At 67.7% G+C, this 17,237-nt stretch carries 13 protein-coding genes and 7 pseudogenes; 6 read left to right on the forward strand and 14 right to left on the reverse strand.

Going from position 1 to position 17,237, the window contains the following annotated elements; genetic code table 11:
- From CW359_RS47340 to CW359_RS18190, 5 genes and pseudogenes are all read right to left on the reverse strand, one after another.
- Positions 1–73: pseudogene (locus CW359_RS47340) on the reverse strand (ankyrin repeat domain-containing protein); the annotation flags it as partial.
- A 43-nt stretch (positions 74–116) separates the two neighbouring features.
- Complete coding sequence (locus tag CW359_RS45850; RefSeq protein ID WP_198655264.1) at positions 117–539, reverse strand: transposase; 423 nt, start codon at positions 537–539, stop codon at positions 117–119.
- A gap of 5 nt (positions 540–544) precedes the next feature.
- Positions 545–904 (reverse strand): hypothetical protein, encoded by a 360-nt coding sequence (locus CW359_RS45855; RefSeq protein ID WP_198655265.1) that lies wholly within the window; start codon positions 902–904, stop codon positions 545–547.
- Positions 873–1,199, reverse strand: coding sequence for an IS110 family transposase (locus CW359_RS45860; protein ID WP_198655266.1), 327 nt, complete (start codon positions 1,197–1,199; stop codon positions 873–875). The genes CW359_RS45855 and CW359_RS45860 overlap by 32 nt, the downstream gene beginning before the upstream one ends.
- A gap of 13 nt (positions 1,200–1,212) precedes the next feature.
- Positions 1,213–1,944, reverse strand: a pseudogene (locus CW359_RS18190) (sensor histidine kinase); the annotation flags it as partial.
- Positions 1,945–2,149: 205 nt separating this feature from the next.
- Here CW359_RS18190 and CW359_RS18195 point away from each other — a divergent pair.
- The gene (locus CW359_RS18195) at positions 2,150–2,518 is read left to right on the forward strand and encodes an STAS domain-containing protein (RefSeq protein WP_105971017.1); all 369 of its coding nucleotides are present in this window, start codon (positions 2,150–2,152) and stop codon (positions 2,516–2,518) included.
- Between the two features lie 6 nt (positions 2,519–2,524).
- Here the strand turns inward: CW359_RS18195 and CW359_RS46495 are convergent, their stop codons facing one another.
- From CW359_RS46495 to CW359_RS18210, 4 genes and pseudogenes are all read right to left on the reverse strand, one after another.
- On the reverse strand, positions 2,525–2,821 hold the full coding sequence (locus CW359_RS46495) for an ANTAR domain-containing protein (protein WP_408647494.1): 297 nt from the start codon (positions 2,819–2,821) through the stop codon (positions 2,525–2,527).
- Positions 2,822–2,842: 21 nt separating this feature from the next.
- Positions 2,843–4,012: pseudogene (locus tag CW359_RS18200) on the reverse strand (PP2C family protein-serine/threonine phosphatase); the annotation flags it as partial.
- Positions 4,013–4,281: 269 nt separating this feature from the next.
- Positions 4,282–4,648: pseudogene (locus CW359_RS18205) on the reverse strand (catalase); the annotation flags it as partial.
- A gap of 371 nt (positions 4,649–5,019) precedes the next feature.
- A complete protein-coding gene (locus CW359_RS18210; RefSeq protein WP_105971019.1) occupies positions 5,020–6,273 on the reverse strand; it encodes a phospholipase D-like domain-containing protein in 1,254 nt (417 codons plus the stop codon).
- A gap of 268 nt (positions 6,274–6,541) precedes the next feature.
- Here CW359_RS18210 and CW359_RS18215 point away from each other — a divergent pair.
- Positions 6,542–7,107 (forward strand): annotated as a pseudogene (locus CW359_RS18215) (transposase); the annotation flags it as partial.
- Positions 7,108–7,333: 226 nt separating this feature from the next.
- On the opposite strand, the pseudogene CW359_RS18220 reads toward CW359_RS18215, so the two are convergent.
- Positions 7,334–7,648: pseudogene (locus CW359_RS18220) on the reverse strand (endonuclease/exonuclease/phosphatase family protein); the annotation flags it as partial.
- A 160-nt stretch (positions 7,649–7,808) separates the two neighbouring features.
- On the opposite strand from CW359_RS18220, the gene CW359_RS45865 reads away from it, so the two are divergent.
- Positions 7,809–8,342, forward strand: coding sequence for a hypothetical protein (locus tag CW359_RS45865; RefSeq protein ID WP_198655267.1), 534 nt, complete (start codon positions 7,809–7,811; stop codon positions 8,340–8,342).
- Between the two features lie 56 nt (positions 8,343–8,398).
- On the opposite strand, the gene CW359_RS18230 is transcribed toward CW359_RS45865, so the two are convergent.
- The 4 genes and pseudogenes from CW359_RS18230 to CW359_RS18245 form a co-directional block, all read right to left on the reverse strand.
- Positions 8,399–10,042, reverse strand: coding sequence for an ISL3 family transposase (locus CW359_RS18230; RefSeq protein ID WP_232838442.1), 1,644 nt, complete (start codon positions 10,040–10,042; stop codon positions 8,399–8,401).
- A gap of 200 nt (positions 10,043–10,242) precedes the next feature.
- Entirely contained in the window at positions 10,243–11,493 is a 1,251-nt protein-coding gene (gene ltrA, locus CW359_RS18235) for a group II intron reverse transcriptase/maturase (RefSeq protein WP_105971021.1), read from the reverse strand.
- A 795-nt stretch (positions 11,494–12,288) separates the two neighbouring features.
- A pseudogene (locus tag CW359_RS18240) lies at positions 12,289–12,728 on the reverse strand (ATP-binding cassette domain-containing protein); the annotation flags it as partial.
- Positions 12,729–12,829: 101 nt separating this feature from the next.
- Positions 12,830–13,057, reverse strand: coding sequence for a hypothetical protein (locus CW359_RS18245; RefSeq protein ID WP_105971022.1), 228 nt, complete (start codon positions 13,055–13,057; stop codon positions 12,830–12,832).
- Between the two features lie 709 nt (positions 13,058–13,766).
- Between CW359_RS18245 and biuH the strand changes: the two genes are divergently transcribed.
- The 3 genes from biuH to CW359_RS18260 all read left to right on the forward strand — a co-directional run bounded on the left by biuH (position 13,767) and on the right by CW359_RS18260 (position 17,232).
- A complete protein-coding gene (gene biuH, locus CW359_RS18250; RefSeq protein WP_198655268.1) occupies positions 13,767–14,501 on the forward strand; it encodes a biuret amidohydrolase in 735 nt (244 codons plus the stop codon).
- 123 nt (positions 14,502–14,624) lie between these two features.
- Entirely contained in the window at positions 14,625–15,365 is a 741-nt protein-coding gene (locus CW359_RS18255) for a cysteine hydrolase family protein (RefSeq protein ID WP_105971023.1), read from the forward strand.
- Between the two features lie 145 nt (positions 15,366–15,510).
- Complete coding sequence (locus CW359_RS18260; protein WP_105971024.1) at positions 15,511–17,232, forward strand: regulator; 1,722 nt, start codon at positions 15,511–15,513, stop codon at positions 17,230–17,232.
- Positions 17,233–17,237: the final 5 nt, after the last annotated feature.

A 17,237-nucleotide genomic window follows, 5' to 3' on the forward strand; every position in this document is an offset into this window, starting at 1 on the left:
TCAGCAACCGGGCCAGGGTCTCCGCATCCTCGTGCTCGACCGCGTGATGCGCGGGTGTCCAGTAGTCGCTCACCAAGGCATTCAACCGCCACCACAGCACGTCTGCCAGCGACTATCTACACAATTATCCACCAATTGAGATGACGTCTAAGTGGGGCCGGCCGAAGCAAGTGGTAGACCTCGCGGATGACGTAGCGCTTGAGGCATCTGATGATCTCGCGTTTCGTCTTGCCCTCGGCGGTGCGGCGGGCGACGTGGTCGATCGTGGGCTGGTGGAACCGCATTCGGACGATGACGGTTCTATGGATTGCGGCGTTCAGCTGGCGGTGGCCGCCGTGGTTGATGCGATGCCTGCCGCCGGTCATGCCGGAGCCAGTAGGCACGGGAGCGATGCACGCGAGTTTGGCGAGGGCGGCCTCGGACTTGATCCGCTCGGGGTTGTCGCCGGACACGACGAGGATCTCCGTAGCCGTGTCCACGCCGATACCGAAGCGCTCGAGCAGTTGCGGGGCGACCCGCTGGACCAGGCCTCCGATCATCTCCGTCAGCTCCTTGGCCTCGGCGTCCAGGTACTGCCACCGCTTGGCGAGCGTGCGCAGGGTGTGCCGAGGGCGTCCTCGGGTTCTTTCAGACGGCGAGTACGCAGAGCCGCCAGCAGCCGAACCAGCCGGATCTGCGTCTTGCCCGCGGTCTCCCGACGCCGGGCGTCGGGGGCGTGGACGAGCATGGCCTTCATAGGGACCATGGCTCCGGTGCGCTGTTCGACGGCCTGGTCATGGGCGACCTTGAGCTGGCGGATCATCTCGGCCCCGCCGTCGGCGCTCTTGGGTGTGGCGGTCGCGAACCCGCCCAGGACTGCGCGTGCGGCGTTCTCAGCATCCAGAGTGTCGGACTTGCCGTTCATCCGCCGCAACCGTCGGTCCGGGCGGTCGGCCTCGACCACCCTGTGCCCGGACCGGCGTAAGGAGCGAGGTCAGGGTGGCACCGTAGAAACCGGTGCCCTCGATCCCGAACGCCAGGATCTTGCCGAACGATGCGGCCCAGTCCAGCAGTTGCTGGAAGCCTCCGGTGTCGGTGGGCATCGTCAAGGTCGCCAGGATGCCGCCGATCGTGTCCATCACTGCCGCGACATGCACGTGCTTGTGCGTGTCGACACCGATCACGACGTGCCCGGACCTGTGCTGTTCGCCGCTGTTCACTGTTTCTCCCGGTCGATAGCGTGGAGTACACGCTGTCGCCGAGGTCCACGCTCTGCGGCTCGTGATGGACGCGGCCGACGCGGGAGAAGTCCAGAAGGTCGTTGATGAGGACCTGCATACGGTTCGCGCCGTCGACCGCGTATTCGATGTACTGATCGGCCCGGGCGTCCAGCTGGCCACCGTAGCGGCGCTGGAGGAACTGGGTGAAGCTGGAGACCTTCCGCAGCGGCTCCTGCAGATCGTGGGAGGCGACGTACGCGAACTGCTCCAGCTCGGCGTTGGAGCGTTGCAGGTCGGCCGCCTGGGCGTGGAGACTCACGCGCGCCTCTTCGGTGAACGCCAGCTCCCGCACCAGACGGCGACGCATGAAGTCGATCTCGGCGCTGAGCCTACGTAGATCCGCCGGCCCGGTGGGGACTATGGGATGGCCGAAGTCATCGCCGGCGATGGCTCGGGCATCCGCCACGAGCTGCCCCAGGGGCGCGGTGATGCCACGACGCAGCCCCTCGAAGACCAGCACGCTCAGCGCGGCGATGACGACCGCGATCGCGGCGAAAACCCAGTTCCGCAGAACCATGGTGGAGGCGAGTTCGTCCGCGGCCCGGGTCCGCTCCGTCCGGAGCCGTTTCTGCTGGTGGTCCAGGGCGGCCCGGAGAGCGTCGAAGTCCTTCTTCCCCTCCGCGGCGTGTTCCGCGACCAGCGTAGAGGGACTTCCGGCGGGCTCGGCGGCGATGGTACGGGCGATTCCGGCTCGGAGGGTTCGTTGTCGGCATGAGATACCACTGACTCCCTCGTTTCACGTTCATGAGTACTCGCCTGCCCACCGCTCCCGCATACATGGCTGAGGAATGTTGTCCGGCAGCCGCCAAGTGCATCCGGCAGGGGCGTCGGGGCAGAATCATCCGCGCAGGCCCGGATCCTGGGACAGCGTAAGGGCAGCCGAGGAGACGATGACCGACATCGAACAAGCAGGCGGGCCACAAGGGTTGCCGATCAGGCACCGTGTCGTGGACGGCATCCGGGTCGTCACCGTGCGAGGCGAGATCGACAAAGACGTCGAGGCTCTCTTCTACGAGGCGCTATTGCCCGCGGCCAATCCGACGAGGCCCGCGCGGATCGTGGTGGATCTCAGTGACGTGACCTTCATGGACTCCAGCGGGATCAACGTCTTCGTGACGGCGCATCAACGCGTGAGCGACGCCCAGGGATGGCTGCGCATCGCCGGCGCCCAGGATTCCGTCGTGCGTCTGCTGCACATCGTCGGCCTCGACACGATCGTTTCCTGCCATCCCACCGTCGAGCACGCCCTGCGTGTCTGACAGCCCCTACTCCCGATGGTTCGTGGCGTCTCCTCGGGCCCGTCTCTCTACCGCCGCGTTCAGCTCCTGGTCCACCGGTTCCGGCAACGGTCGGCCCAGCGCCCAGGCCATCAGGGTTTCCGCGACCGAGTGCACCCGGATGTCGGTGTGCTGGGCGACTTCGCGCAGTACCTCGATTCCGGCGGTCGGCGAAATGCCGTGCACCGCAAGGAGAACACCGACGGCCTGTTCGACCGCCGCATGGGAGTCGAGTGCGTGCGAGATCCCTTCGTCGGCGGCCTCCTGTCGAATCTCCCTGAGCACGGCGGAGTCACGCGGGCATGTGCCCTGGGGGCCGTGCCAGTCCAGGCACATGACGGTGGCGTCGTCTCTCGGCGGCCGGCCGTCGTAGGCGTCGGTGACCGCGGCGACCAGCGTGCGCACGACCTCACGCGGATGCTCGGCAGCGGTGGCACGCAGGAGGCCGGACAGATCGACTGCCCCGGCTTCGCGTTCCTGCATGCCGTCGGTGTGGAGGAGGAGCCGGTCGCCGGGGCGCAGATCGAGGTCCTGCACCTGGTAGGAGCCCTGCCTGACGATGCCGAAGGGCAGGTTCACGATCAGCTTCAGGACCTCGACCGTGCCCCCGCGCAGCCGCAGGGGCCAGGGGTGACCGGCGTTGACCAGTTGTGCGCCGCTCCCGTCCAGGGCGATGCGGAGCAGCTGGCCGGTGGCGAAGGTCCGACGGCCGTGGTCGAGGAGTGCCTGGTGGGTCCGGCGGGCCTGTTCGGCGAGGTCCACTCCGGCGCGGCGGGCACCACGGGAAGCGTTGACCAGGAGGGTGGCCATGAGCGAAGCGTTGACGTCGTGGCCCATGGCGTCGGTGACGGACAGGTGCAGAGTCTCCTGGTCGAGGCTGTAGTCGTAGGTGTCTCCGGCGATGTCGGAGGCCGGGACCAGTGCGCCGGCAAGGGTGAACTCGGGGGCCTCGCAGGATGAGGCCGAGGGCAGGAGCTGACGCTGGATCTCCGCGGCCAGACTGACCGTGGTGGTGCGGTTGCCCCAGTGGTAGAGGTCGGTGAAGCGGCGGTCGGCCACGATGATGTAGGCGAGCGCGTGCGCCGCCTCCTCCACCTGTTCCAGCACGCCCTCGGTGACCTCGTCCAGGAAGAGTTCCAGGACACCGATGGCGTCCCCGCGGTTGGTGACCGGGGCGAGCACCCGCTGCCCCTGTTCGCCCTGCGGTGCCTGTACGAGCTTCTGGGTGCGCAGGACGTCGTCATAGACGCTGCTGCCGAGGAGGGGAACCTGTACGGCGCGGTGCTCCTGTTGTACGGCCGCCGTGTCGTGGACGCGCAGCAGGCGCCGTCCGACGACATCGACGAAGAGGAGGGACACGTACCGCGCACCGAACCGGTCACGCAGATCGCGCGCCACGACGTCGAGGGAGTCCACCGGCGCGGCATCCTCGGCCGCTGCCAGCACATCCGCCAGTCCCACCCGGTCACGCAACACATCAGCCTCCTTGGTTACGGAATCGCCTTCCCGCCGACGACGGGAAGCATCACCGGTGTGACGGTTGCCTCAGCACGCGCACACGATGAGGAATCCGGCCGGACTCCGCGGTGACGGCCGACGAGGGCTGAACCTCGACAGGCCTTCCCTCACACCATCGGCCTTTCTGCCGGTCCAGCGGTTTCCGTCCGACCAGCACGGTCACCCGGGCCGAGATCCAGATGAACGGGCCGAATTCGGGAGAGGTCATTGAGAAGGCGTTGATGGAGGACGGGCGCCAGTTCGTCGGGGACGATCTTCGCCGGGTCGAGCAGGTCGATGCCCTCGAACACCTGGTCCTCGGTGTCCGGGAAGGTCCGCACGCCCAGCTCCCACTCGGGGAACGCCCCGGCCTCGATCGCGTCCGCGAGGTCGCGGCGGTGGAAGTCGGGGTCCACGCCCGCGCTGATCTGCGCTTCCCTGCAGGATCTCCCGGTCAGGATGCCGCGTGCCCGCGTGGACCACGTCGGGGAACTTGAACGCGTACTGGACGAGGAACACCGGGATGTTGTTGCCGACCAGGTCGAAGACGCCCTCGTCGGTGTAGAACCTCGTCGCGAAGCCCCGGGGATCGCGCACGGTGTCGGCCGATGCCCGCCGGTACATCGGACTTCGGGTCCGTCATCGACCGCGCTCACGAGTACCCCTCGACACGACGGCTGAGACACGTACTCGGCGAACGGCCGCCACGGCGGCGCCGTAGCCGGCGCCGACCTGCCGACCGCGCGGCCGGGCTCCCGAATCCTGGGCGCTTCCAGGGGCGCACGAACTCGTCGACCGGGTCCTCCTCGCGACGGCGGACGCGTCACGTTGAACGGCGGAGGCCCACGTCCGACCTGGACGTGCCCGACCGACCACTCCCGAGCCGTTCGGAGGATCATCGCTGTGCTGGAAGGCGGCGGGTACCTCAGCCGCTTCAGGTAAGGCCGCTCACGCGTCCGGTGCAGCAGCGTGATGTCGGCACGAGGTCACAGGAAACGCCGTATCGGCAGGACGGCCGTTTCCTTGGCTCGCTGGAGCAGTGCGCGTCGCTTCCACCGGCCGGAGCTGATGCGCTCGCTGTGCCCAAGGTCCTCGGTGAAGTGGCCGTCCAGCGTCGCGGTGAACGTCGGGTCGAGTACGGCCAGCATGACCTCTTCGTCGTGGTCGAGGGAGCGGCGGTTGAAGTTCGTGGAGCCGATGAGTGCCGTTGCTCTGTCGACGGTGACGACCTTGGTGTGGAGCATGGTCGGCTGGTAATGGTAGATCTTCACCCCGCATCCGGTGAGGTCCTCGTAGTAGCCCTGGCCGGCCAGTTGGCACACCCGTTTGTCGGTGTACGGGCCCGGCAGCAGGATCTCCACCTCGACCCCCCGGCGGGCCGCCGCGCACAGCAACTCGATGAAGTACGCGTCGGGTGCGAAGTAGGCGGTGGCCAGCCGGATCCTCTCCTCCGCTGTCTCCATCACCACGCGGAACAGGGTCTGCATGTCCTGCCAGCCGAAACTGGCCGAGCCCCGCACGACCTGAACCACGGCGTCGCCACAAGGGGTGTGGTCGGTGAACCGGTCGCGGTCGTCGAAGAGTTCGTCGTGGCACTCGGCCCAGTTCTGGGCGAAGGCGGCGGCCAGCCCGTCCACGGCTGGTCCACTCACCTGGACGTGGGTGTCGCGCCATTCGTCCGGGTTGCGGGCGTCGCCGCACCATTCCTCGGCGATGCCGACGCCACCGGTGAAGGCCGTCTCCTCGTCGACGACGAGGACCTTGCGGTGACAGCGGTGATTCTGCTTCAACGGGGACAGGTACAGCGGCTTGCGGAACCAGGCCACCTGCACACCGGCCCGCTCCATCGACTCCAACTGGTCCTTCTCGATGAGCCGGCTGCCGAAGCCGTCCAGCAGCAGCCGTACGCGCACTCCTGCGCGCGCCCGTTCCGCGAGCGCCTCGGCGAAGTGCCGGGCGATCTCCCCCTTCCAGTACACGAACGTCATCATGTCCACGGTGTGCCGGGCAGAACGGATCCGGCCCAGCATGGCGCCGAAGATCTCGTCCCCGTTACGCAGGGGAAGCAGGGCGTTGCCTTCCGTCGCAGCGATTCCTATGAGCCGCTCCAGCCTGCGTCTCGTACGCCGGACCCGGTCGTCTAGGAGTCCGCCGGTGTCCTCCGCGCCTCCGGCCTTCCGGGATCCGACGCCTCCGGCTTTCCCGGCGGATCCATCGGGTGCGTTCTGCTTGTGTGCCATGGCTGCACCATCCTCGACAACGGGCAGGAAGACAAAACGAGCCGGAACCGGGATGCCCTCCCTCGCCGGGAACATCCGGTGGGCCACGGGGTTCGTCGCACGCGGGATCGTCCACGAACTGGTCGGTGTTCTCTCCCTGCGGCCAGTAGGACCTGGTCGGGTTCGTTTGTCGGTGGCGTGTCCGGTTGAGGGCTTGTGCCGTTGACCGGTATCTGACATTTGAGGAACTGGATGAAGTCCGCAGCCGTCTGGAGGACTTCGCGGCGCTGACACAGGTTTCCTCAAGGACGGCGACGCGTCGGCCTGTGTGTCGCGGCAGTACACCGGCACCGCGGGCAAAGTGACCAACCGCCAGGCGGGCGTGTCCTTGCACCTGGCCGCTGACACCGCCTCGGCGGCGATCGACTGGCGCTTGCTCCTCCCCGGAAGCTGGGACCCGGCCTCGCCGCAGGCCGATCCCGCCGAGGTCGCCCGACGCGAGCGGGGCGGCGTCCCGGCGGACGTGGGCCACGTCGAGAAGTGGCAGCCGGCCCCGGACATGATCGACGAGACCCGGTCCAGGGGGCGTCGATGCCCCCCCACCGTGGCCGACGGCGGCTACGGCGACACCGCAGCCTTCCGGCTCGGCCTTCAGACACGCGGGCTGCACCACGTCGTGGGCAACTCGACCACCCTCACTGCCCACCCGCACGACGCGACACCCCACCCCACAACGGCCGCGGGCGCCCGCCCCAGCCCGCTTGCCCCGAGACGGTGAAGAGCGTGAAAGAGCTGGTCATCGCCGCGGGGAAACATGAGGCGTGTCCCGGGCCGGGTCGTCAGCGGCGGCGGCTGGACCGCCATAGCCGTGGCTGTGGGCGAGGAACGTGCCGTTCCAGCCGGCCAGAACGCCCGCCATGTGCGGGGCGACGAGGATCAGACGAGCGGCAGGGATGTGGCAGTGGCCGCGATGAGGTGGGGCGGCGTTCCGGTTCCTGGTGTCACGTCGGGGACTCCCCTGCACGGCAGGCCGACCGGCTCATGGCGGCCGGAGTGATCAGATGGACCCGGTTCTCCGCTTCTAGGCCGGGTCGAGGTCCGTGTACAGCAGATGGTGGTCCGAGTAGTCGGTGGGCTGCACCCGGCGCAGGAGCGGAGCGATGCCTCGCAGGAAGACGTAGTCGAACTTGCTGTTCCAGTCGGTGGTCGCCTCACACGTGCCGATGGACGAGGCCTGGCATCGGGTGTCCGTGTCCGAGGCCTGTGCCCACATCGGGGCGAGTTCGGGAGCGTCCGGCACCGCGTTGAAATCGCCGAGAACGATCGCGCGCTCCTGCCCGGCGACAGCCGCCGCGAGCACCTGGACCTGCCTCGCCCACACCGCTTCCTGACGTCTGGCTCTGTCGGTGAGTCGTAGGTACTGGCACAGATCTTGGGGAGCGGTCGCAGAACGTCACCGGGGCAACAGCATGAGGTGGGTCGGCCCGCAGGGCGGTTTGCCGGGACAGTCCAAATTTCCAGGCGCTCTCGCGAGCCGTGCTGGCATCGTATGAACCATGGCAGCGATAGACGACACATCCGAACCTGACAGCCCTGTCCGCAGCGCCTATCCGCCCCTGGTGGAGGCAGCGTGGCTGTATCAGGCGGATCAGGTGTGTCCGGAAGACCTGCCGATGACCGCTGCCCAGGCACTCGCAATGGGAATGGACACGCCGACCCTGTGCGAGCTCGCTGGCCTGCCGCGGCATGCGGACCCCCGGGACATCCGCGACACATTCGAGCAGGCTCTCGAAGAATTGGGGATCATTCTGCCCGATCACCACCTGGCCCGGAGATACACGCTGCGCAGGCTGGCCACGCGATTCACCGCAGGGGAGGTGGATCTCGCCGAGTTGGCATCGGACGAGTGGTCGGAGACGGAGGTCGAGACCGCTGAGGAGCAAGCATTCGTGGCGCTACTCCCGCCATGCGCGTGCTGCATCGAGTACACGCTGGGGCTCGACGAGGCGGCATGGGAAGCGCAACTGCAGGTCGCGGCCTGTGCCTTGGTCTCGCATCCCACTGTCGGGCCTGTCGGGCCGCGCTTCTGACAAGTGGGGTCGGAAGGCGTTTCTGGTGCAACATCTGGGGTCGCGATCGCGGAGGTTCACTGAAGCAGGATCATCTTGCGGAGGAGTTCGAATCCGGCGCGCCCATAGAGCTGCCGCTTGATCTTCTTGATGCGATTGACGGCGCCCTCGATGCTGCCGGAGCTCCAGTCGAGAGTGAGCCCGGCAGTCACGGCGTCGAGGTCTCGGAGCAAGTGGAGTGCGAAGCCCGTGAGACCGGGCAGCCGGCTGGCGTCGACTGCGCCGATCCAGGTGGGGAGTGTGGAGCCGAGGCGGTCGGTGAGTATCTCGCCAAAATCACGGACGTGTCCGGCCGCCTTGTCCAGTTCGGGGCAGCGGGCCAGGACCTCCTTCAGGCTGGCCCGGTCTTCCTCGGTCAGGGTCGCGGGGTGACGGGTGAGCCAGCCGGTCACCTGCCGCACCGGCAGCGCCCGAGGCGACGCAGCAGGCGGAGCCCCGCGCAAGGTGGCGATGTGCGCGCGGACCATGGCGTAGGTGACGGGAGCGTGCTCGGCAACCAGCTCGCCGTGCAGTCGGGTGACGCTGGTGCATCCCTCAGCGAATCGCCGCTCCAGGTAGGGCTTGTAGGGGTCCAGCCTGCTGGACCGGGGCCGGTTCTCGCGGATGGTGTCCTGCCAGCGTGCGGCGTTCGCGTACCGGAGCACGATGTTGAGACCCCAGCCCAGGTGCCGGGCGATCGCCCGACGCGAGTGGCCCTGGGCAAGCAGCTCGTGGACCAGAGTATGTGCTGCCTTCTTGCGCTCGGCCCGCCGACCGACGGGCTTCGAGTCGTCCTGCGGTCGGCCCGAAGCCCCTCCGGTGGCCTCCGGCAACACCCCGCCGGGCGAAGGGTTGCGCAGGCAGTCGCGATGGGCGGCGACGCAAGTCTCCACGGCTCGGCCGAGGCCCTGCCACAGATGGAACCGGTCAGCGACCTGCAGAGCTTCCGGAGCACCGCGCCGGGCACCCTCGGCGTATGCACCCGCCCGGTCCCGGCAGATGATCTCCACGCCAGGGTGGCGGATCAGCCAGGCGGCCAGTGGCCCGGCTTCACGGGTCGGGAGCACATCGACCACTCGATGGTCTTCAACGCTGGTCAAGACGGTGGAATAGGTCTGACCGCGACGGATCGCGAAATCGTCCACACCCAGCACAGGCGGCGTACTGAGCCGCGGATCGGGCAATGCCATGACCCTGCGTAACAAAGTCATCCGTCCCGCGCCGAAGCCCAGCTGGGCCGCCAGCCGGGCGCCGGCCCGCCCGGCCAGCGCGAGCCCCACTCGTTCCAGGGCGTGGTTGAGCCGCGTGGTGAACCGTGCGTGCGGGGCGGCCAGCTGCGAGAACGGCTCGGCGAACGTCCGGCGCGGGCAGCCCGCCGCCCCGCAGATGAAGCGCCGGACCGTCAGCCGGATCACAAAGCCCTGCTCAGCGAGCGGAAGGTCCTTCAGCCTGCGCTGGTACCGGTCGTGAACTCGGTCCGAAAAGCGGCCGCAGTCCGGACACGCCGCCCCGGCCGCGCGGCCTCTCGCCACCACCTCGGCTGTGCCGAACGCGGCCGTATCCGCCTCGACGTCCACCTCGTCGATCCCGTCGAACACCAGCGAGTCCCAGAACGGTGCATCGGTCTGCATGACCAGCACCATCACCGTCCACAACCGACCGCAGCAGCGATCGGCCGACATCTGATGGAGCGTCAATTTTGATTGTCGCACGACAAGGCGTACGCGGTCTCACACACCCCTGTCTCCTCGCAATCGAACATCGGGGTAACGCTCTGCGACGACTCCCCAAGAGTCGGGTCGCCCGGGGGAATCGCACCCCCGGGCTCCCACAGAACGGAGCGTGACAATCTCTCGTCACTCCGCTCTTGTCATCCTGATCATCAGAACGCGGACGTCGTTGCCCAGTGGGCGAAGAGCCGTGGGTGCTGGCGGGTGATCCGCTGCCAGCACGCGCGGAGCTTCTTGTACGTCCGAAACCGTCTGTACTTCTTGCGGATCCAGCGCACCAGGTAGGAGTTGATGCGCTGGAGGAGCGAGAACAGCGAGCTGCGGTAGAACGCTCCGTAGTACTGCATCCAGCCGCGCACGACGGGGTTGATCCGCCGTGCGAGCTCGTGGAACGTGAGGTGCATCCGCATGTGAAGCCGCCAGGAGCGGACTTCCCTGCTGATCTTCTTCAGGGCTTCCTTGCTGATCGCAGGTAGGAAGTTGGTGAAGTTCACCCCGTGCCTGCTCCGTGCGTTCCGGGCCTGGAACGTGAAGCCGAGGAAAGTGAACGACGTGTGCTCGAACGAGCCGCGCCGTTTCCCGTCCTTGCAGTACACGATCCGGGTCTTGTCGGGATGCAGCCGCAGCCCGACTTCATCCATCCTGTTCTCCAGCGCCGTCAGAACCGCGCGGGCCTGGCGCTCGCTGACGCAGTGCACGACCGCGTCGTCCGCGTACCGTTCGAACTGGATCCCCGGGTATGCCCGGGTGAGCCACATATCGAACGCGTAGTGCATGAACAGGTTGGCCAGCACGGGAGAGACCGCAGACCCTTGCGGGGTTCCCCGGTCTCGCATCTGCAAGGTGCCGTCGGGCAGTTGAAGCGGAGCACGGAGCCACCGATCAACATACAACTTCACCCAGACGGCGTCGGTATGAGCTTCCACAGCCTTGACGATGAGGTCCCAGCGGACGCTGTCGAAGAACTTCTGGATGTCGAGATCGATCACCCAGTCCCTCTTCCAGCAGCGCCGCCGGCACGTTTCCACCGCGTCCAGAGCCGACCGCCGGGGTCGATATCCGTAGGAGTCTTCGTGGAAAGCAGGATCCACTCGGACGCCCAGATGCCGGGCCACAACGGTTTGCGCAACTCTGTCGGCGACAGTGGGAATGCCGAGCATGCGCATTCCGCCACCATGCTGCTTGGGAATCTCCACCGCGCGCACCGCTGGCGGGAAGTACGTCCCCGAAGACATACGATTCCAGATCTTGTAAAGGTTGCCCTTCAGGTCCTTCTCGAAGTCGTCAATGGACTGACCGTCCACACCTGGTGCACCCTGATTCCTCTTGACGTCCCTATACGCCTCCAGCACTTCCCACTTCGAGATATCAAACGGCTTGTTCGGTGACTTCAGCTTGTCCATCGGTTCCTCCCGGAGCACGTCCGGTTGACCAGACACACATAGCCACGGATGACCCGGCCCCTTCGCTCCACCCCTATTACCAGGGCTTCAGCACTACTACAGGCCGGTCCGCCAGCACTCCTCGTGACGGTACTCAGCACCTCACGGGACCTCCGCTTGGTGCGCTCCCTCTCGCCCCCGATATCCGAGGGCAGTGTCGAGGAGTGCCTTCCCACGTTCCCCGCAAGAGCGGCAGATCAGGCTCACGCCACCTTCGTGCCGAGCGCCACCTGGCCAATAGACGGGCTCCCGCCAGGCTCATCCAGGGAAACACAGAAAGATCCCGGTTTTGACGCTTCCTATTCTGTAACGACACTTCAGCAGTGGTTCACTCTCGTTCGTCTTCCTGATCCCTACCTGACGCCTAGCACGGCGCCTTTTCCACATCGCTCACCACGGTCGCGTTACCACTTCCGCAGCATGTGGCGGTTTGAAGCCTCCCCCCGCAGGGCGGCTCCGAAGGGCCAATTCCTTCATCTCTTGCGAAGCATCACAGTCAGAACTTCCTACACAAATCCCTCCTGCGTTCGTGGCGCACTCTGCGCCAGAACCTCAAACTCATCGACACTCGACGGCTGTTCGGCCCTCAACTGACATCCAGACTCATCGACAAACGACACTCGGAGAGAGCTTCGCAGCCAGCGGAGAGACTCATGGGCAGCGGCCGTTCTCTCGCGCGTCGCTACTCGACATCTCGAAGCGTGGAGAACGGCCGCCTCCGCTGTCCCGGCAAGAACCCGCAGATCAGCCAGCGGGGGCGCGGGCCAGGCAGGCGCGTTGGTGCTGGCCGTCGCTGACCTTGTGGGGGCGTCGGGTCGGCAGGTCGGGTGTCAGGCCCACCGTGGGGGCGAGTTCGGCGACCGGGTCGGGTGCTTCGGCCCGTCGGCCGTTCGCGCGCAGGGGCTCGGCGATGAGGTCGGTGAGCCGTAGCCGGGGGCCGCGGAGAGTCTGGGCTGCTGGAAGACGACGCCGACGGCGGTGCGTTGGGCGCGCGGGGCTCGGTGGCGACAGTGGTGTACCGGCTCGCCGTCCAGCAGCCGAGTGCCCGCGCCGGGGCGGTGGAGGAGCGCCGAGATGCGTGCGAGGGCGGATCTGCCGCAGCCGCTGGGCCCGAGAAGGCCGACCGCCTCGCCTGACTCGATCGTGAGGGAGACGTCCCGGACCACGGGGGCGTGTCGGAAGTCATCGCCGGACAGGTCTTTCGTGAAAGTCCTCGGCTTGTCCCTGTATCGGCGACGACTCCCAGGTCGCGGGCGGCGTGTTCCCAGGCCTGTCGCGAAGTGTCCGGCAGGTCGGTTCAGAAGGGGTGGTGCGCCTGCTGCGTGGCGATGGTCACCCAGCGGGTGGTGGACAGCGCCGTGATCCCCCAACGGCCGCCGAAGCGCCCATACCCGGAGGCCTTCGCCGCCCGGCGAACGGCGCGGCAGGCGGCAGGCGGCCGTGCGTATGGCGGGCCGCCGTGGCCGACATGGACGATGCATCCGCCGCCCGGTACGACCCCTCCTTCGGACGCGAAGCGACTCACACCGGCACGAACCGACCCGCACCGGCACGAACCGACCCGCACCGACTCGACGAGGAGTCACACTGACCGACCGGGAGCGGATAGGCCTCCCCGCCCCGGCTGCCACCGCGTGGCCCGGCCACATCCACACCGGCGGGACAGCCGTCGAGCAGGTGCGGGCGGTATGGATCTCCTTCAGCTTGTGTCTGAGGATGCGGACCAGCGCGGGCAGGTCGGCCACAACACAGTTCGCCATGGCCCGCCGCAACAGCGACCACACCCCCTCCGCCGGATTCAACTCCGGCTCCTGAGCCGGCAGTTGGAACACCGGCAGCCACGCCTGTTCACCTCGGCGAACTCCGCCGGCTCCCCCGCCGCATGCCGGAGCAGGTTGTCCGGCACCACACCAGCGGGCGTCCAACTGCCGGCAAACGGTGATGATCAGGTCACAGCAGTCGCGCCCGGCGAAGGTCTTCGGGCTCGCCCGCGGCCGTGGTGACGTGGTGACGTGCAGCTGGTACACCAGGCGCGCACGGTGGCCGGAACGGAAGCAGACCCCGCCCGCGACGTTGCCCTGGCCCGGGCCCTGCGCCCACCCGTGGCCGCGTCATTCCCGCGTAACGCGGCAATCGTCTGGCCGAAACTAATTTCCACATAATCACCGTGTACGGAATACCAGAAATATTGCGGCTACTTTCCTGTACACCACTTCACCTGGCGTGGGGGGTCCATGGCTGACAGTACGCCCATAAGTCCGCAAAACCCGACAGTAATCATCGGTCCGGTCGCCGCGAAGCCCTACGCATGGCCGTACGACACATCCGTGCCCGCCGACCGTGTCGCCGTGCTCTGCATCGACTGGCAGACGGACTTCTGCGGACCCGGCGGTTACGTGGACACGATGGGATACGACATCTCGCTGACCCGGGCCGGGCTCCCGGCGACCCAGAAGCTGCTCGCGCACGCCCGCAGCACGGGCATGCTCGTGGTCCACACCCGTGAGGGGCACGCCCCCGATCTGGCGGACCTGCCGGCCAACAAGCGCTGGCGGTCCGCGCAGATCGGCGCCGAGATCGGCGCCGCCGGACCGTGCGGCCGCATTCTGGTCCGGGGAGAACCCGGCTGGGAGATCGTGCCCGAAGTGGCCCCGCTTCCCGGTGAGGTGATCGTGGACAAGCCGGGCAAGGGAGCGTTCTACGCCACCAACCTCGACCTCGTCCTGCGCACCCGGGGCATCACACATCTGGTCCTCACCGGCATCACCACGGACGTGTGCGTCCACACCACCATGCGCGAGGCCAACGACCGCGGCTACGAATGTCTGATCCTCTCCGACTGCACGGGCGCGACGGACCCTTCGAACCATGAAGCCGCGCTGCACATGGTGACCATGCAGGGCGGCGTCTTCGGATGCGTCTCCACCGCCGCCGACCTGATCACCGCCACCACTGAGGCCACCTCCTGAGCTGACCCACCGGACGGGACCCCGCACCGCTCGAACAGTCCTGCACATCCGGGCGCACGGTCCGAATCCGCCCGAGCCGACCGCGTCGACTCCCGTTCCCCATCGACGAAAGCAGGAACCGCCATGGCAGTTGCGGAATCGCTCCGTGTCGAGGCCGCCCCGTACGCGTTCACCTTCGACCCCGCCGAGACGGCACTCGTTCTCATCGACATGCAGCGGGACTTCCTCGAACCCGGCGGATTCGGCGAGAGCCTGGGCAATGACGTGGAACACCTGCGGAAAACCATCGCTCCGCTGCGGGCCGTACTCGACGCCTGCCGCGCCGCGGGCATGGCGGTCATGCACACCCGCGAGGGACACCTGCCGGACCTGTCCGACTGTCCCCCCAGCAAGCTGCTGCGAGGAAACCCCAGCATGCGCATCGGCGACCCGGGCCCCAAGGGCCGGATACTGGTCCGCGGTGAGGAGGGCCACGACATCATCGAGGAGCTCTACCCGGTGGCCGGTGAGCCCGTGATCGACAAGCCGGGCAAAGGCGCCTTCTACGCCACCGGGTTCGGTGAGCTGCTCACCGCCCGCGGCATCCGCCGTCTCGTCGTCACCGGCGTCACCACCGAAGTGTGTGTGCACACGACGGTCCGCGAAGCCAACGACCGTGGATACGAGTGCCTGGTGCTGTCGGACTGCGTCGGCAGTTACTTTCCCCAGTTCCAGCAGGCGGGCCTGGAGATGGTGGCCGCGCAGGGCGGCATCTTCGGCTGGACCGCGGAGTCGGCCGCGTTCCTGGCGGCACTGGCCACCGCGTCGCCCGTCGGCCCCGACGCTCTGGAAACCGCCCGCGAACCGGCGCCACAGCCACGCTGACAGGGCCACCAGCGCCCGGCCGCCGCGCCCCGGCCGCCCCGACCGCACCGCCACCTCGACGGTGCCCACTGTCCACCAGTGCCCCGTCACCCGGCCTACCCCGCGCCGGAATCCACCGCTCCACCCGACGAAGGGTGATCCCACCATGCTGCCACTGCGCCGCACCACCCCCGCCGAGACCAGACCCATGCCCCTCCCGCTGTGGGTACGGGGCGACACCAACGCGTTCTTCGGACTGGCCGTCAACGTCCTGGTCAATGTGCTCACTTTGACCGGGTTGTGCCTGGGAGTCCTCAAGATTCCCGCCGACGACGTCTTCCACACCATCCTGCCGGCGCTGGGCATCGCCCTGATCGCGGGCAACATCTACTACGCCTACCTCGGCCGCAGACTCGCGCTGCGGGAGGGGCGGCAGGACGTCACCGCGATGCCCTACGGGCCGAGCGTGCCGCACATGTTCATCGTCGTGTTCGTCATCATGCTGCCGATCTACCTCAAGACCAAGGATCCGCTGCTGGCCTGGAAGGCCGGTATCGCCTGGGCCTTCATCATCGGCGTCATCGTCATCATCGGGGCCTTCATCGGCCCGTACATACGCCGGTACGCACCCAGAGCCGCCCTGCTCGGCACCCTCGCCGGTATCTCCGTCTCCTTCATCTCCATGCGGCCCGCCGGCCAGATGTGGGACCACCTGTGGATCGCCCTGCCGGTCTTCCTGCTGCTCCTGATCGGCCTCATGACCGATCTGAAGCTGCCCGGCAACATCCCCATCGGACTCGCCGCGCTCCTGGTGGGCACCGCCATCGGCTGGGCCGGCGGAGCGATGGACGGCTCCGCGGTCTCGGCGGCGGCCGACGACATCACCCTCGCCCTCCCGGGCCTCCACCTCGACACGCTGTTCTCCGGTCTCTCGGACGTCGCACCGCTGCTCGCCACCGCCATCCCGCTGGGCGTCTACAACTTCACCGAGGGCATGAGCAACGTCGAGAGCGCCGCTGCCGCCGGTGACAACTACAACCTGCGTTCGGTACTGCTGGCCGACGGCGCGGGCGCCGTCATCGGCTCCGCGCTCGGCTCACCCTTCCCGCCCGCCGTGTACGTCGGTCACCCCGGGTGGAAGAAAGCCGGCGGGCGCACCGGCTACTCGCTGGCCACCGGCGCGGTCATCGCCCTGATGTGCTTCCTGGGCATGTTCAGCCTCTTGGGTGCGATCTTCCCGGTCGCCGCGATCGTGCCCATCCTGCTGTACATCGGCCTGCTCATCGGCGCCCAGGCCTTCCAGCTGTCACCCAAGGCACACGCCGCGGCCGTCGTCGCCGCACTCGTGCCGAACCTCGCCTCCTGGGCCGTCGGCCAGATCGACAACGCCCTCGCGGCCGCCGGCACCAGCGCGTCCAAGGTCGGGGAAGCGGGTCTGGAATCGTCAGGTGTCGTCTACCACGGGCTGATGGTCCTCGGCCAGGGCGCGATCCTGGCCGGCCTGGTCCTGGGCGCGCTCGTCGCGTTCGTCATCGACAAACGGTTCGTCCCGGCGGCAGCGGTGGCCTTGGCCGGAGCGGCGCTCTCCTTCATCGGGCTCATCCACGCCCCGAAAATCGACTGGAACGCCAGCGGAAGCGTCAGCCTCGGTTACCTCTTCACCGCCGTCCTGTGCGCAGCCTTCGCCCTGACCCGGCCGACGCCCCGCCAGCCGGACGCCGAGGAACTGGAACTCGAGCGGCTGCACGGCGGCGCCTCCTCCCTGGCTGCGGCACCACAGACGCAGGACGAGCAAGGACCCGACCCGGTCCCGGAAACCGCGCCGGCCGGCGTCGGCGTCCCGCCCGACGAAACAGCCGAGCCGGACAAATCGGCGGCCACCGACTGACGTCG

The organism is Streptomyces geranii, from assembly GCF_002954775.1.
Taxonomy (GTDB): domain Bacteria; phylum Actinomycetota; class Actinomycetes; order Streptomycetales; family Streptomycetaceae; genus Streptomyces; species Streptomyces geranii.

Bases quoted from the DNA above. Each gene is read 5' to 3' on its own strand.
- CW359_RS45850 (WP_198655264.1), bottom strand. From the start codon at position 539: ATGATCGGAGGCCTGGTCCAGCGGGTCGCCCCGCAACTGCTCGAGCGC.
- CW359_RS45855 (WP_198655265.1), bottom strand. From the start codon at position 904: ATGAACGGCAAGTCCGACACTCTGGATGCTGAGAACGCCGCACGCGCA.
- CW359_RS18195 (WP_105971017.1), top strand. From the start codon at position 2,150: ATGACCGACATCGAACAAGCAGGCGGGCCACAAGGGTTGCCGATCAGG.
- CW359_RS18210 (WP_105971019.1), bottom strand. From the start codon at position 6,273: ATGGCACACAAGCAGAACGCACCCGATGGATCCGCCGGGAAAGCCGGA.
- CW359_RS45865 (WP_198655267.1), top strand. From the start codon at position 7,809: ATGGCAGCGATAGACGACACATCCGAACCTGACAGCCCTGTCCGCAGC.
- CW359_RS18230 (WP_232838442.1), bottom strand. From the start codon at position 10,042: ATGTCGGCCGATCGCTGCTGCGGTCGGTTGTGGACGGTGATGGTGCTG.
- ltrA (WP_105971021.1), bottom strand. From the start codon at position 11,493: ATGGACAAGCTGAAGTCACCGAACAAGCCGTTTGATATCTCGAAGTGG.
- biuH (WP_198655268.1), top strand. From the start codon at position 13,767: ATGGCTGACAGTACGCCCATAAGTCCGCAAAACCCGACAGTAATCATC.
- CW359_RS18255 (WP_105971023.1), top strand. From the start codon at position 14,625: ATGGCAGTTGCGGAATCGCTCCGTGTCGAGGCCGCCCCGTACGCGTTC.
- CW359_RS18260 (WP_105971024.1), top strand. From the start codon at position 15,511: ATGCTGCCACTGCGCCGCACCACCCCCGCCGAGACCAGACCCATGCCC.